The 1,100-nt window shown below is 55.8% G+C and carries 1 protein-coding gene; it reads right to left on the minus strand.

The features are described from left to right. Positions 1-7: 7 nt before the first annotated feature. Complete coding sequence (locus NC796_RS26570) at positions 8-1,009, minus strand: IS30 family transposase (protein ID WP_310688918.1); 1,002 nt, start codon at positions 1,007-1,009, stop codon at positions 8-10. Between the last annotated feature and the right edge of the window lie 91 nt (positions 1,010-1,100).

Below are 1,100 nucleotides of genomic sequence, written 5' to 3' on the forward strand. Positions count from 1 at the left end.
GCCGTGTTCAAGTGACTAATGCAACACAGCGGTGTTTTAGGGTTTGTTGGATGGGATTAAGGTAATCAAATTTTCGAACCGGTCGAAAGTTCAGGTACTCTTCGACAGTGTTGATGCGCTCGGCGGATACATCTCGAAGGTCGGTACCCTTCGGGAAGAAACGCCTGATCACCCAAATGCGGTTTTCCACGGTTCCCTTGTCTTGGGAGGTGTAGGGCCGGGTAAAGTAGGTATCGGCTCCCAAGGCTTCGGCGATATTCTGGTGGTGGGCAAAAGCTTTGTCATTGTCGAAGGTTAGCGTCTTGATGAAACTGGAGGGGATATCCGAAAGCTGACCGATGATGGCCTGGGCCATCGGCTCCGCTTTTTTCGAGGTGACCTTTCGGAGTTTGGTGAGCAAGGTAGCCCGGTCGGTCAGCACCAGCAGGGCCGACTTGTGGGCCTTCCCCATCATTAGATCCACCTCGATATCCCCGAGGCGCTGTCGTTTTTCCACCACATCGGGGCGATCGGTAATGGAGACCCGGCCTTTGATTCGGCCCCTGCTGTCCTGCCGGTTACCCCGTTTGGCCTTACGACGACCGTGCTTGAGATGCTTGTAGAGGTCCTTGTCTTGGGGATCGCCGGTAAGTTTAGCCGCCCAGATCCACTGGTAGAGGGTCTCATGGGAGACCCCATGGGTGCCCAGCACCTGCCAGCGGCCGCTGATCAGCTCCGGAGAGAGCTTCTCTTGGGTCAGCCACCGGCGGGCCTGGTTTTTGAGATCGTCGGTAAACCGGTGATGTTTTGGCTTGTCCCGATGGCGCCCGTTGGTAAGCTGCTGGGCGGTTTCCGGGCAATACTGGTTGTCCCCGGTGTCATCATTGGGTACATTGCGTTTAAGTTCCCGACAGATGGTCGAGCGGTGTACGCCGATGGTGCGGGCAATCTCGCTTTGGGTATGGCCCGCATCGAGCAGCGCTTTGATCTGATGACGATTTTCTTCGCTGAGTTGGGTGTATTCTTGCATAAGCAACACGAATATAACCCGCTTGGCCGAAGACCTCAGGGGCGCGCCCCTGAGGTCTTCCTACGTGTTGCACTTATTACTTGAACTCAGG

Origin of the sequence: Aliifodinibius sp. S!AR15-10 (assembly GCF_031569985.1) — a bacterium.
Taxonomy (GTDB): Bacteria; Bacteroidota; Rhodothermia; order Balneolales; family Balneolaceae; genus JAMQKA01.